Here is a 12,446-nt window from a genome sequence, read left to right on the forward strand (position 1 = left end):
GGGCCAGGGAAATCGGGTTGCCAGCATAGGTCAGCGCGTCGAGGGTGAGCACCTCGTGGCCGAGATCCTGCACCAGATGCAGCACCAGCGCGGAGCCGATGAAGCCGCAGCCGCCCGTCACCAGAATGCGCATCGCTCTCAACTCCCTCGCCTCGATCCCGCGTTGCGGGACGCCTCATATGCGGTTCGGCAGATCCAACCTAGAGTGTGGATCGCTGTTTAGGTCGGATCGCTCAGAACACCCGGCCGAGATCGGCGAGGAAGGGCGCGGCCTTGTCCTTGCCGGACAGGATCGCTTCCGCCTCGGCGACCGGCCACTCGATCCCGATGGCGGGATCGTTCCAGCGCAGGTTCCGGTCGTCGGCCGGGCTGTAATAGGCATCGACCTTGTAGGCTACCATCGTGTTCGGCTCGAGGGTGCAGAAGCCGTGGGCGAAGCCGGCGGGCACGAAGAGCTGCTCGCCCCCGGTCGCATCGAGGCGCACCGCGACGTGCCGACCATAGGTCGGTGAATCGGAGCGGATATCGACGGCGACATCGAGGATCGCGCCCGCGAGCACCCGGACCAGCTTGGCCTGGGCGTTCGGCGCCACCTGGAAATGCAGGCCGCGGATCGTCCCGGCGGGCGCGGAGAAGGATTGATTGTCCTGAAGGAAGACGTTGGCGATGCCGTGCTCGGCCAGCGTATCGGCCCGGTAGACTTCCGAGAACCAGCCGCGATCATCACCGTGACGCTTCGGAATCACCCGTTTCACCGCCGGGATTTCGGTCTCGATCACCTGCATCCGCCGCTCCTGCCTCGCCCGTATCGGCTTGCCGTGGCCGTAGGCCGTGTGAAGGCGGCGAAGTCAAGGCCGCACCGCAACGTAACGTCCCTCTCCCGATCTTGCCGGCCCGCGCCGATCCTTGCCGAACCGGGGCCGTGAGACTACCGCTGCCCTTGCCGGCGATGACAGCCGGAACGGAGGAAAGCCCGAATGACGACGCCCCGTGCCATCCGGTCATGCCATTCCATGAAGCGAGCATGCGCCGCCGCGCTGCTGCTCGCGGCCTCGGCCGGACATGCCGTGGCGCAGAAGGGGCCCGATCTGTCGGGCCTGTGGCAGACCGAGACGGCGGGCTCGACGGTGCGCATCGCCCGCTGCGGCGGCGGCTACTGCGGAATCATCGCTGCGACTGCGGGCTCCGGCCTCGATGCGCAGAACCCCGATCCGGCCCTGCGCACGCGCAAGCTCGTCGGCGTGCAGATCATGCAGGCAAGCACCCCGAGCGGCGAGGGCTTCGAGGGCAGCCTCTACAACCCCAAGGACGGCAAGACCTATGCCGGCAGCCTGACTCCGAAAGGCCCCGACACGGTCGAGGTCGCCGGTTGCGTCCTCAGCGTGCTGTGCAAGCGGCAGACCTGGCGCAGGATGCGATAGGGCGAGAACGGTTCACCCGCGCATCAGTGATCCGCTCCTTCGGGAGCGGATTCCGCGGCCCCGTCACCGAGAGGGGTCTTTTCGGCGGGCGGCTCGGCGCTGGCGACGGTCTTGGGCTCGAGTTGAGGCTGGAGACGGTCGGCGAGCTGCTTGTCGAGATGGCGGGCATAGGCGCCCTTGAAGTAACGGGCGCCGGTGCCCCGACCGTAGATCCGGTCATGGGCGACCGCCATGCGATCGACCTCCGGACGGCACAGGAAGCCGATCACGCTCGCCGCCTCGACCCAGCGCCCTTCCCGGGCGAGACGCATGGCCTTGGCATTCGCCATGACGGTTTCGGCGAAGCAGGCCGTGGCCGCCTCTTCGAGAGGAGCCAGCACCGCGTGCGAGGAGCCGGGGATGTGCTGGCGTGCCGGGCGCGCCTCGGCCGAAGGCGCGAGCAGAACCACGGCAAGCCCGACGAACGGCACGGCTCTCATCACGGCTTTCATGGGGCGCCCCGAACTGATGTCGAACGCCCACGATGTTCACCGAAGAAATCGCCGGATCTAGGGCGAAGGCCGGCGCCGGATGTCGCATCGCCGCCGAAAATGAGGCCCTGTCACCTGCTTGCCGCAGGCTGCGTCCTCAGCCCCGGCGCACGGCGTTCCAGCTTCCGCTGCAGCTGATCGGGCCGTCCCCGAGGGTCGACCAGCGCCCCGTGCCGGTGCCGTTGGCCGAGAGACGTCCGAACACCTGCGCCGCATTTCCGCCACGGGAGATGGTGCCGCGCACATTGCCGTTGGCAGCGACGCGACCGTTGATATCGACCTCGCCACCCCCATAGATCGCCTCGCCCCGGGAGATCTGCACGCCGTAGCGGAAGGCCCGGTCGCAGGGTCCGTCGAGGGTCACCACCTCAATGCTCCAGCGACCGTCGAAGCGGTTCGGCACCTGCACCTTGCGCTTGGCCGCCTCCGCTGTTCCGAGCCCCGCGAGCGCGACGGCGAAGGTGGCGGCGGCAAGGATCGGCAAGCGCATGAGGTCGAAGTCCGGCTCTGTGCGGGGCCAAAACGGCCCTCTCGACCGGAAAGTTGTTCCGATCCCCGCAGAGTCAAGGTTGCGTGCGACGCCGTGCCCCCTGCCGGCACCACGGCTCCGTCACGCACGGCGCCTCAGGCGCTCGCCCGTTCGGCGGCCTCCCGTAGCAGGGCGAGGAGATCGCAGCCCGCGAACAGGAAGCCGTGAATCCCGGCCTCGCGCAGGGCTTCCGCCTCGGCGGGCTTGCCGGCGAGATAGATCGTGCCGGCCCCGGCCGCCTTCAGCGCCTCGGCCGCAGGCGCAGCCTCGGTCTGGTAGACGGTGTCGGAGGAGCACAGGCAGGCGAGCCGCGCACCCGACGCCTTGAAAGCCTCCGCCAGCGCGGCCGTGTCGGAGAAGCCGTCATTGCCGATGGCCTCGATCCCGCCCGCGGCGAAGGCGTTGGCGGCGAAGGTCGACCGGGCATTGTGGACAGCCACCGGGCCGAGATTGGCCAGGAACACCGCCGGGCGCTTGCCGCTGCGGGCCAGCACCGCGTCGGAGGCGTCGCGCAACGCTTCATAAGGTTCGGCCAGCCGCTGCGAGGGCAGAGCCCCGTCCGCGCGGGCAGCGACCGGCCTCGGCGGCACGTCGAGCACCGCCACCGGCTTCTCGGCGAGGAAGGGGAACTCGCTGGCGCCGGTGATCGGCTCCTTGCGGGTGGCGACCGCCTTCGCCCGCGCCTGCGCCACCGCCGCAATCCGCCCCGCGAAGGCGCCCGATGCGAGGCTCGCGGCGATGCCGCCCTCGCGCTCGATCTCCTGGAACGCGGCCCAGGCCTTCTCGGTGAGTTCGGCGGTCAGGGCCTCGAACCCGCCTGCGCCCGCCGCCGGGTCCGACACCTTGGCGAGGTTCGATTCCTCGATCAGAACGATCTGGCTGTTGCGCACCACCCGGCGGGCGAAGGCGTCGGGCAGGCCGAGCGCCTGGGTGTAGGGCAGAGCCGTCACCGAATCGGCGCCGCCGAGGCCGGCCGAGGCCGAGGCCATCGTCGTCCGCAGGATGTTCACGAAGGGGTCGCGGCGGGTCATCATCCGCCACGCGGTCTCGGCCAACGCCCGCAGGGGCTTCGGCTCCAGGCCGCAGGCTTCCTCGATCCGGGCCCAGAGCCGGCGGATCGCGCGGAACTTGGCGATGGTCAGGAATTCGTCGGCATCCGCCACGAGCAGAACCGAGATCGCGTCGCGGGCCCGTTCCAGATCGTGGCCGCCGGCCTCCAGCGCCCGCAGATAGGCGAGTGCGGTGGCGAGCACGGCGGCGAGTTCCTGCACCTCGCTCGCCCCGGCCTCGTGGTAGGGCCGGGCATCGGCCAGGGCCACGCGGCCGCGATAGCCGGCGAAGGCGGTGACGGTCTCGGAGAGCCGCGTCTCCCAATCCGGCACGCTGTGACCGGTGGCGGCGCGGGTGCCGAGCGGGTCGAGGCCGAGATCGAGGTCGAGGGCGGCCGGATCGTCGCCGCGGCGCTCGACCAGCTGCTTCAGCAGGGCCGCCGTCTCGAAGCCGGCCGGGCCCGCATCCAGCCGCAGGGCGATCAGCGGCATCATCACGCCGGTCAGCGCCGCGTCGAGGGTTTCCACCGAGGAGAGGTCGAGGCCGAAGCCGCGGGCGGCGGGCGCGTCGCGATGGACGAGGACCAGCGCGTCGGCGCCGCCTTCGAGATCGGTCAGCGCCTGGGCGGCGGCCTTCTCCGGCACGGGATGGTCGATGCGCTGGGCCAGCCGCCAGGGGCCGGGGGCCCGCACCGGCTGCCCCACCGGGGCGGCAGGCTCGTAGAGCGGCTCGATGCGCAGGCCGTCGGCGGTCTTCGAGACGAGGCGCTTCTCGAAATCGGCCCCCTTCAGCGCGACCTCGACAGCCTTGCGCCAGCGCTCGCGGGTCGCAGGCTCGAACAACTCGGCGAGGGGACGATCTTCCATCTTGAACGAGACCCTGGCGGTGCGGCGTTTCCGTTCCGCTTCTTGGGAGAGCGGCGACTTGGCCGCAAGCCCTCGCACAGGCGGCGGGCGCACGACAACCGGCTTTTAGTCCGGGTTGGCCCGTCCGCCTCGCTCAAAATCTTGATGGTTCAGCCAAAAATAATCAGTGCAGCGAAGCCCAGCGAGCCGACGATGATGCGCCACCACGCAAACAGCCAGAAGCCGTGGCGGGAGACGTAGTCGAGCACCGTGCGCACCACGATCAGCGCCGAGACGAAAGCCGCGACGAAGCCGATGACGATCAGCAGCGCGTCGTTGGAGGACAGGTTCTTGTAATTGTCGAGCAGGTCCTTGGCGAAGGCACCGGCCATGGTCGGCATCGCGAGGTAGAACGAGAACTCGGTGGCCGAGCGCTTGCTCGCCCCCATCAGCATCGCACCGACGATGGTGGCGCCCGAGCGCGACACGCCGGGGATCATCGCGAGGCACTGGAAGATGCCGATCTTCAGTGCCATCGGCAGGCTGAACTCGAACACGTCGGTCTTGCGCGGGCTCTCTGTCGGCCCGTCATGCGGCGCGGCCTTCGGCTCGCCCACCGTGTCGTCGACGACGAGCAGGACGAGGCCGCCGGCCACCAGAGTCGCGCAGACGATCCACGGGTTGAACAGGTAGAACTTGATGTATTTCGAGAACAGGCCGCCGATGATGGCCGCCGGCAGGAAGGCGACCAGCACCGCCAGGACGAAGCGGCGTGCCTTCGGATCGCTCGGCAGCGCCGTCGCGATCCCCCAGAGCCGCCCGAAATAGGCGAACAGGATCGCCAGGATCGCGCCGAGCTGGATCAGCACCTCGAAGGTGTTGTTGGGCGAGTGGAAGCCGATGAAGTGGCCGATGAGGAGTTGGTGTCCGGTCGAGGAGACCGGGATGAACTCCGTAGCGCCCTCCACCACGGCGAGCACGAGCGCCTTCGCGATCAGGACGAGATCCATGAGCCTGCTGTTCCCCGCACCGGTGACGTCCGCGACTCACGGGCCGGCGCTTCCGGCGGGCGGCAGACGACGGCGATGCGGCAGCTTTGCGGCGGTAGGGTTGACGGGCGGTTACCGCCTTGCGACGCACGTGTTAATGAGACGGCAACGATACGGTAATAATCCTGCCGCATCGCCCCATTTTCGCCGGTGCGACACGATCTGCCCGAGGCCCCTGCCTTACTTCCGCTGAACGACGGCCTCGATGGCGACGCTGTATCATTCCCCGTTCTGCCCCAACTCGCGCTTCGTCCGCCTCGTCCTGGCCGAGATGGGGATGGAGCCGGTGCTCGTGGAGGAGCGCGCCTGGGAGCGCCGCCGCGACTTCCTGATCGTCAATCCGGCCGGTACCACCCCGGTCCTGGTGGAACAGACCGGGCTGGCGATTCCGGGCGCGGGGGTGATTGCGGAGTACCTCGACGAAACGCGCGGGCTGGGGCTGGCCGGCCGGCGCCTGCTGCCGGACACCACCGCCGCCCGGGTCGAGGTGCGCCGCTTGCTCGACTGGTTCCTCGTCAAGTTCAACACCGAGGTGACCGAGTATCTCGTCACCGAGAAGATCGATAAGCGCTTCATGGGCAGCGCCGCCGGGGGCGGCCCGCCGGACATGAACGCCATTCGCGCGGCGCGGACCAACGTGCGCTATCACCTCCAATATGTCGGGTACCTGATCGGGCATCGCCGCTGGCTCGCGGGCAACGACCTGACCTATGCCGACCTCGCGGCGGCGGCCCATCTCTCCTGCGTGGATTATCTCGGCGACGTGCCATGGGACGAGGACGAGATGGCGAAGGATTGGTACGCGCGGGTGAAATCCCGCCCGTCCTTCCGCGCGCTGCTTGCCGACCGGGCACCGGGAATGCCGCCGGCGCCCCATTACGCGGACCTGGATTTCTGAAGGGCGACAAGGCGGCCCTCACCGGCCCGGCGCTCCGCCGGGCGGTGGAGGGCCGCGCCCGCGCGCTGGGCTTCGAGGCCTTCCGCGTCACCCGGCCCGATGCGGTGCCGGCCCTGCGCGAGCGGCTGCCCGCCTGGCTCGCGGCGGGCCATCACGGCACCATGGGCTGGATGGAGGAGCGCGCCGATCAGCGCGCCGCCCCGAGCGCCCTCTGGGCGGACACCCGCAGCATCGTCATGCTCGGCCTGAATGCGGGACCGGAGCACGCTCCGCTCGACCTCGTGCGCCTGACGGATCGCGGCGCGATCGCGACTTACGCCCAGCGGCGCGACTATCACGACGTGATCAAGGGCAAGCTGAAGGAGCTCGGCGGCTTCCTCTCCGCCCGGTCCGGCGAACCGGTCAAGGTCTTCGTCGACACCGCCCCCGTGATGGAGAAGCCCTTGGCTGAGGCCGCCGGCCTCGGCTGGCAGGGCAAGCACACGGTGCTGATCTCCCGCGAGCACGGCAACTGGCTGATGCTCGGCGCGATCTTTTCCCGCGCGGAGCTCGAACCGGACGCGCCCGAGACCGACCATTGCGGCTCCTGCCGCCGCTGCCTCGACATCTGCCCGACCGACGCCTTCCCGGCGCCCTACAGCCTGGATGCGCGCCGCTGCATTGCCTATCTCACCATCGAGCATCACGGCCCGATCCCGGCCGAGTACCGCGACAAGATCGGCAACCGGGTGTTCGGCTGCGACGATTGCCTCGCCGTCTGCCCCTGGAACAAGTTCGCCGGCGCGGCACGGGAGATCCGCATGGCCGCCCGCGCGGACCTCGCCGCCCCGCCGCTCGCGGAACTCGCCCGCCTCGACGACGCGGCCTTCCGGCTCCGCTTCGCCGGAACGCCGATCAAGCGCACCGGCCGCGACCGCTTCCTGCGCAACGTGCTGATCGCCATCGGCAATTCCGCCGTGCCGGCGCTTGCCGAAGAGGCGGTGGCCTGCCTGACCGAGCCGGATCCGGTGGTGCGCGGCGCCGCAATCTGGGCCTGCGGCCGGCTGCTCTCGCCGCAGCGCCTGCGGGATCTGTTCGAATCCCATGGACGCGGTGAAACGGATGCGCATGTGAGGGAGGAATGGCGCGCCGCCGTTCCCCTGCTTATGGGTGAGGCGGCCTCCGGGAGAGCTGACACCGCATGAACCTGTTCGTCTTCGGCCTCGGCTTTTCCGCGCGGCACTTCGCCGAGAGCGAGCGGGCGCGTTTCGGCGCCGTGCGGGGCACCGTGACCGAGCCGGCCCGGGCGGACGCCCTCGCCGCAGAGACGGGCTTCACCATCCGCGCCTTCGGGCCGGAGGCCGACGATCCCGGCATCGCCGGGGATCTCGCCGACACCGACATGCTTCTGGTCTCCGCCCCGCCCGCCAAGGACGGCGACACGGTGCTCGCCCGCTACCGGGACGTGATCGCCGGCAGCCGCATCCGCTGGATCGGCTATCTCTCGACCATCGGCGTCTATGGCGATCACGGCGGCGCCTGGATCGACGAGACCACGCCGGCCGTCCCGAAAAGCGCCCGCTCCCAGGGCCGCCTCGCCGTCGAGGAGGCGTGGCTCGCGCTCGGCGCCGAGACCGGCAAGGCGGTGCAGGTGTTTCGCCTGTCGGGCATCTACGGGCCCGGCCGCAACCCCATCGTGAAGCTGCGGGAGGGCCGGACCCAGCGCATCGTCAAGCCGGGGCAGGTGTTCAACCGCATCCATGTCGCCGACATCGCCACGACGCTCGCCGCCTCCATCGACCGGCCGCGGGCCGGCGCGATCTACAACGTCACCGACGACGAGCCGGCCCCGCCGCAGGTGGTGATCGAACACGCCGCCGCCCTCACCGGCCTACCCCTGCCGCCCGAGGTCGATTTCGGCACCGCCGAGTTGAGCCCGATGGCGCGCAGCTTCTACGGCGAGAACAAGCGGGTCAGAAACCGCCTGATCCGCGAGGAGCTGGGCGTCCGGCTGCGCTACCCGACCTACCGCGAGGGGCTGGCGGATTTGGTCGCCGACGCCCTGGGCTGAACGGGACTATTCCAGGCCGACATTCCACGCGTCGAGATTACTGGAGAAGTCGGCGACGCTCTCTGCGACGCTGCGCATATCCGCATTGACCTGCCCCGTGGTGCTGCGCTGCTGCGCGCTCGCCCCGGTCGTCTGCGCGATGAAGCCCTGGACCGTATCCACCACGGCCGCCGTCGAGGTGAGCGCCTCGCCCACCTCCCGCGACACCGCCTGCATCGCCCCGATCTCGCCGCCGATGCGGGCGGTGGCCGTGCGCGCCTGCGCGGCAAGGCTCTTCACCTCGGTCGCCACGATGGCGAACCCGCGTCCCGCCGCGCCTGCCCGGGCGGCCTCGATGGTCGCGTTGAGGGCGAGCAGGTTGATCTGTTCGGCGATGGCGGTGATCGCCTCGACCACGCCGGTCATCGCCGTGGCCGCATCGTCGAGCTTCGCCGAGAGCGCCCCTGCCGCGCTCATGCGCGACTGGATGTCCTCGACCGCCGCGTAGGAGCGGCTCATCTGCTCGGCGATGGCCGTCGAGGTGTGATGCATCTCCTCGGCAGCCGAGGCCACGGCCCGCACGCGGCCCAAGGTCTGCTCCGCCATCGAGCGGGCGCTGGCGCGGACGGCCATGCTCTGGCTGATATCGAAGGCGAACTTCACGATCTTGAACGGGCGGCCGGCAGCGTCGAGGACCGGATTGTAGGAAGCCTGAATCCAGACCTCGCGGCCGTCCTTGGCGATCCGCTGGTAGACGGCGGTGGTGTATTGCCCGCTCCGGAGCGTCTCCCAGAATTCGGCATAGGCCGGGCTCTCGGCATAGGCCGGCCTCACGAACATCCGATGATTTCGGCCCCGCACCTCGTCGAGGCGGTAGCCCAGGGCATTCAGGAAGTTGGCGTTGGCATCGAGGACGGTGCCGTCGAGATCGAACTCGATCACCGCCTGCGAGCGGCGGGCGGCCTCGATCTGACCGGCCCGGTCGGCGGCGACGCGCTTGGCCTCCGTGATGTCGGAGGCATATTTGACCACCTTGAACGGCCGCCCGGCGCAATCGAAGATCGGGCTGTAGGTCGCCTGGATCCACACCTCGCGCCCGTCCTTGCCGAGGCGGAGGAACTCACCCGCCCGGAACTCTCCGTCGGCGAGCGCCTTCCAGAAGGCGCGATATTCCGGTGAGGCCGCCACTTCCGGCGGGACGAAGAGGCTGTGGTGGCGTCCCTCCACCTCGTGCCGAGCATAGCCGAGGGCGTCGAGGAACTTGGCATTGGCGCTGCGGACGGTTCCGTCGAGGTCGAACTGGATCACCGCCTGCGCGCGATCGATCGCGGCGATCTGCCCCGCGGCCTCGGCGGCGGCGCGCTTCTCGGCGGTGATGTCGAGGGCGAACTTGACGATCTTCCGGACCCGGCCGGCGGCATCCAGGATCGGATTGTAGGTCGCGCGAATCCAGACCTCGCGGCCACCCTTGGCGAGGCGGACATACTCGGCCGACTGAAACTCGCCGCGCCGCAGGCCTTCCCAGAACGCCCCGTAGGCCGCGCCCGCCGCTTCCCGCGGTTCGACGAACAGGCGGTGATGACGGCCCAGCACCTCGGCGGGCGCGTAGCCCATCAGGGCAAGAAAGTTGTCGTTGGCATCGAGCACCGTCCCGTCCAGCGCAAAGGTGACGACGGCCTGCGAGCGGTTGAGCGCGTCAAGCATGGCCGCCGCATCGGAGCGGCGCGCGGAGGCGAACATGGGCGGTCCTGAGAGCTGTGAAGGCCCACCATCAACCAATCCCTCGGGATTAACATATGACTAAACGAACGGAGAATAGGACTTAACAAATGCGAGAGCAGGGCCGAGCACAACTGGCTTCCTCGCGATGAGGCAAAATAGACCCTGCACAGCCAAGCTTCGGCCACGGTTCGGCCCCGAGCGCGACGCGATGCGATCTGAGGTTGCGGAAGTCGGCTCTCGCCGTTCGACCATCGAGCATGTCTCTCCGATTCACGCGGCTACCCTCCCGGCTCCCACTCCATGCGCCTGTCCTCCCTTGCGGCCTGGTTCCTTGCCGCCTTCACGCTCTCGTCCGCCCATGCGCAAGAAGCGGTCGGCGGAAATGCCGCAGGCCCTGGCACCTCCGTGCTGACGGTGCGCGGCGCCGGCTCCTTCGAGCAGCCCCCCGATTACGGCCGCTTCGAAGTGAACGTGGTGACGCGCGAAAAGACGTTGGAGGCCGCCGTCGCGGCTCATGAGAAACGAGCGAGTGCGGCGATCACGGCCCTGCGGAGCTTCGAGCCGGCGGGCGTCGGAATCGAGAAGAGCCGCTTCAGACTCGATGAGGAAAGGCCGGTGGCTTACCCGTCATCGTACTATCCGGGTCATCAGCCGCCGCCCAAATTGTCGGCGACGCCTTTTACCGCGACGACGACCTTCACCTTGAAGGTGACGAGCATCGCCGACCTGAACAAGACGATGAGTCGAATCGCCGAAACCGGCTTGTTTCAGATTCAATCGGTCACGTTCAAGGTCGAGAACGAGCGGGCCGCACTGCTGGAAGCCCGTCGGGCAGCGATGACCGATGCGCGCCAGCAGGCCAGGGTCTATACCGAAGCCGCCGATCTGACGCTTCTGGAGATCACCACGATCACCGATGGCGAAGCGAGTCCCTCCGAAGTCGGACAGGCGGACATGCCGCGTTCCGCACGCTTCATCCAGCTCGTCCCTCCGGCCAAAGTGTCGTTCGGCGCATCCGTGAGGGTGACATGGCGCATCGCGCCGCGCTGAGACGCCGACCCTTCAAATCTCCTCCCGCAGCCCCTTCCCATGTCGTTCGAAATAAAACGGGATCGGCCGGTAGGGCGGAAAGCCGGCGGCGGCCGCCGCTTCGAGATCGTCGAGGATGACGCGGGTGATGCGCGGCAGGTCGAGCTTGCGCGCCGCGTCGAGATCGACCCAGGCGAGTTCGGTCAGTTCCGAATCCGGTCCGACGATGCCGGGATGCTCCGCCGCGACCGCCTTGCGGTCGACGGCGAAGAAGCGGGTATCGAAGCGCCGGGCTCGCTTGGGCGGTGTGATCGCCCGGGCGACCAGATGCAGCGCTTCGAGGTCGGGCAGGATTCCGGCCGAGGCGAAGGCCTGCCATGCGCCTTCCGGCGCCGATTCCGGCGGCCCGTAATCGCGGGTGCCGATCATGAGACCGGTTTCCTCGTAGGTCTCGCGGATCGCGGCCAGGGCCAGGGAGCGGCCGAGATGGTGCGGCGCCCGGGATAGCTTGGCCCGAAGCGCATCGTCGGCCCGCTGCGACAGCGCTCCCGCCACCGGCATGCGCCGGTCGGCCGGTTCGATCCGCCCGCCGGGAAACACGAACTTGCCGCCCATGAAGGCGAGGCCGGCATGGCGCCGGCCCATCAGCAGCCTGAGCTTCTTGCGCGAGCGGTCGAGGACGATCAGCGTGGCGGCATCGCGGGGGCGCAGCGGCGACGGGCGCGGCGCGGCGGGCGGTTCAGGCCGATCCGAGGCCGGGGGCTCTGTCCGCTCTGGTTCCTGCCTCACCGCCGCGTCTCTCCCCCGTGCCAGTCCCGCCGCGGGCGGGGGGCGCCTTGCCGAAGCCGTGCATGCCGAACGCGTATTGCAGGCCGATCACCGCGCCCTTCATCGGCTGCAACAGCGCCAGAGCCAGGACGAGGGTGAGCAAGGGCCAGAGCGTCAGCGATGCCCAGAGCGGCATGTCGTAGCCCATCTCGACCTTGAGCACGAGATAGCCGACGATGTGGCCCACCAGGAAGATCACGAGGTAGGGCGGCAGGTCGTCGGCCCGATGCCCCTCCATCTCCAGGCCGCAGGCCTGGCAAGCCGGCCGTACCTTGAGGAAGCGCCCGAACATATGGCCCCCGCCGCAATGCGGGCAGCGGTTGAGGAAGCCGCGCGCCATGGCGGGCATCAGCCGCGTCCGGTCCTGCGGCGCGGAGGGCGATGGAAAGGCCTGGGTCTCCATGGGACGAGTGTAGCCCTTTCGCTTCAGCGGCGCGAGCCGCGATGGCGCCGCGCACCGTCACCCTCGGCCGCCGGCGCCTTACCGGAACCCGCCCGCCCCTTCGCCCCCTTGGG

General features: G+C 69.3%; 14 protein-coding genes. 5 read left to right on the top strand and 9 right to left on the bottom strand.

The window, feature by feature from the left end:
- The coding region (locus tag MZTS_RS22435; RefSeq protein ID WP_192285475.1) for an NAD-dependent epimerase/dehydratase family protein at window positions 1-133 on the bottom strand (133 nt) is incomplete at its 3' end.
- Between the two features lie 100 nt (window positions 134-233).
- Complete coding sequence (rfbC, locus tag MZTS_RS22440) at window positions 234-785, bottom strand: dTDP-4-dehydrorhamnose 3,5-epimerase (protein ID WP_192285476.1); 552 nt, start codon at window positions 783-785, stop codon at window positions 234-236.
- A 192-nt stretch (window positions 786-977) separates the two neighbouring features.
- Here rfbC and MZTS_RS22445 point away from each other — a divergent pair, with 192 nt between their 5' ends.
- Window positions 978-1,421, top strand: a complete 444-nt coding sequence (locus tag MZTS_RS22445; protein WP_192285477.1) for a DUF2147 domain-containing protein — start codon at window positions 978-980, stop codon at window positions 1,419-1,421.
- Between the two features lie 23 nt (window positions 1,422-1,444).
- Here the strand turns inward: MZTS_RS22445 and MZTS_RS22450 are convergent, their stop codons facing one another.
- From MZTS_RS22450 to MZTS_RS22465, 4 genes are all read right to left on the bottom strand, one after another.
- A complete protein-coding gene (locus tag MZTS_RS22450) occupies window positions 1,445-1,912 on the bottom strand; it encodes a hypothetical protein (RefSeq protein WP_192285478.1) in 468 nt (155 codons plus the stop codon).
- 136 nt (window positions 1,913-2,048) lie between these two features.
- Window positions 2,049-2,441, bottom strand: coding sequence for a hypothetical protein (locus tag MZTS_RS22455; RefSeq protein ID WP_192285479.1), 393 nt, complete (start codon window positions 2,439-2,441; stop codon window positions 2,049-2,051).
- Window positions 2,442-2,575: 134 nt separating this feature from the next.
- The gene (locus tag MZTS_RS22460) at window positions 2,576-4,396 is read right to left on the bottom strand and encodes a methylmalonyl-CoA mutase subunit beta (RefSeq protein WP_192285480.1); all 1,821 of its coding nucleotides are present in this window, start codon (window positions 4,394-4,396) and stop codon (window positions 2,576-2,578) included.
- A 149-nt stretch (window positions 4,397-4,545) separates the two neighbouring features.
- A complete protein-coding gene (locus tag MZTS_RS22465) occupies window positions 4,546-5,385 on the bottom strand; it encodes an undecaprenyl-diphosphate phosphatase (protein ID WP_009865957.1) in 840 nt (279 codons plus the stop codon).
- Between the two features lie 244 nt (window positions 5,386-5,629).
- Here MZTS_RS22465 and MZTS_RS22470 point away from each other — a divergent pair, with 244 nt between their 5' ends.
- The 3 genes from MZTS_RS22470 to MZTS_RS22480 are packed head-to-tail and all read left to right on the top strand — an operon-like array spanning window position 5,630 to window position 8,372.
- The gene (locus MZTS_RS22470; protein ID WP_009865958.1) at window positions 5,630-6,322 is read left to right on the top strand and encodes a glutathione S-transferase family protein; all 693 of its coding nucleotides are present in this window, start codon (window positions 5,630-5,632) and stop codon (window positions 6,320-6,322) included.
- A gap of 44 nt (window positions 6,323-6,366) precedes the next feature.
- Window positions 6,367-7,506 carry a tRNA epoxyqueuosine(34) reductase QueG gene (gene queG, locus MZTS_RS22475; RefSeq protein WP_343068835.1) on the top strand — a complete coding sequence of 380 codons (1,140 nt, stop codon included), beginning with the start codon at window positions 6,367-6,369 and terminating at the stop codon, window positions 7,504-7,506.
- Window positions 7,503-8,372: an SDR family oxidoreductase gene (locus tag MZTS_RS22480; protein ID WP_009865941.1), complete on the top strand. Its 870-nt coding sequence runs from the start codon at window positions 7,503-7,505 to the stop codon at window positions 8,370-8,372. The genes queG and MZTS_RS22480 overlap by 4 nt, the downstream gene beginning before the upstream one ends.
- Before the next feature lie 6 nt (window positions 8,373-8,378).
- On the opposite strand, the gene MZTS_RS22485 is transcribed toward MZTS_RS22480, so the two are convergent.
- A complete protein-coding gene (locus MZTS_RS22485) occupies window positions 8,379-10,091 on the bottom strand; it encodes a methyl-accepting chemotaxis protein (RefSeq protein WP_192285481.1) in 1,713 nt (570 codons plus the stop codon).
- Between the two features lie 282 nt (window positions 10,092-10,373).
- On the opposite strand from MZTS_RS22485, the gene MZTS_RS22490 reads away from it, so the two are divergent.
- Window positions 10,374-11,123, top strand: a complete 750-nt coding sequence (locus tag MZTS_RS22490; protein WP_192285482.1) for an SIMPL domain-containing protein — start codon at window positions 10,374-10,376, stop codon at window positions 11,121-11,123.
- Between the two features lie 12 nt (window positions 11,124-11,135).
- Here MZTS_RS22490 and MZTS_RS22495 read toward each other — a convergent pair whose 3' ends face one another.
- Together MZTS_RS22495 and MZTS_RS22500 are read right to left on the bottom strand one after the other, a co-directional pair.
- Complete coding sequence (locus MZTS_RS22495) at window positions 11,136-11,891, bottom strand: NUDIX domain-containing protein (protein ID WP_192285483.1); 756 nt, start codon at window positions 11,889-11,891, stop codon at window positions 11,136-11,138.
- The gene (locus MZTS_RS22500; RefSeq protein WP_192285484.1) at window positions 11,842-12,333 is read right to left on the bottom strand and encodes a DUF983 domain-containing protein; all 492 of its coding nucleotides are present in this window, start codon (window positions 12,331-12,333) and stop codon (window positions 11,842-11,844) included. The genes MZTS_RS22495 and MZTS_RS22500 overlap by 50 nt, the downstream gene beginning before the upstream one ends.
- Window positions 12,334-12,446: the final 113 nt, after the last annotated feature.

This window comes from Methylorubrum zatmanii (assembly GCF_014845115.1).
GTDB lineage: Bacteria > Pseudomonadota > Alphaproteobacteria > Rhizobiales > Beijerinckiaceae > Methylobacterium > Methylobacterium zatmanii.

Excerpts from the sequence above, each read along its gene's own strand:
- MZTS_RS22445 (WP_192285477.1), top strand. The coding sequence starts at position 978 with ATGACGACGCCCCGTGCCATCCGGTCATGCCATTCCATGAAGCGAGCA.
- rfbC (WP_192285476.1), bottom strand. The coding sequence starts at position 785 with ATGCAGGTGATCGAGACCGAAATCCCGGCGGTGAAACGGGTGATTCCG.
- MZTS_RS22455 (WP_192285479.1), bottom strand. The coding sequence starts at position 2,441 with ATGCGCTTGCCGATCCTTGCCGCCGCCACCTTCGCCGTCGCGCTCGCG.
- MZTS_RS22465 (WP_009865957.1), bottom strand. The coding sequence starts at position 5,385 with ATGGATCTCGTCCTGATCGCGAAGGCGCTCGTGCTCGCCGTGGTGGAG.
- MZTS_RS22490 (WP_192285482.1), top strand. The coding sequence starts at position 10,374 with ATGCGCCTGTCCTCCCTTGCGGCCTGGTTCCTTGCCGCCTTCACGCTC.
- MZTS_RS22460 (WP_192285480.1), bottom strand. The coding sequence starts at position 4,396 with ATGGAAGATCGTCCCCTCGCCGAGTTGTTCGAGCCTGCGACCCGCGAG.
- MZTS_RS22450 (WP_192285478.1), bottom strand. The coding sequence starts at position 1,912 with ATGAAAGCCGTGATGAGAGCCGTGCCGTTCGTCGGGCTTGCCGTGGTT.
- MZTS_RS22485 (WP_192285481.1), bottom strand. The coding sequence starts at position 10,091 with ATGTTCGCCTCCGCGCGCCGCTCCGATGCGGCGGCCATGCTTGACGCG.
- MZTS_RS22470 (WP_009865958.1), top strand. The coding sequence starts at position 5,630 with ATGGCGACGCTGTATCATTCCCCGTTCTGCCCCAACTCGCGCTTCGTC.
- MZTS_RS22500 (WP_192285484.1), bottom strand. The coding sequence starts at position 12,333 with ATGGAGACCCAGGCCTTTCCATCGCCCTCCGCGCCGCAGGACCGGACG.
- MZTS_RS22480 (WP_009865941.1), top strand. The coding sequence starts at position 7,503 with ATGAACCTGTTCGTCTTCGGCCTCGGCTTTTCCGCGCGGCACTTCGCC.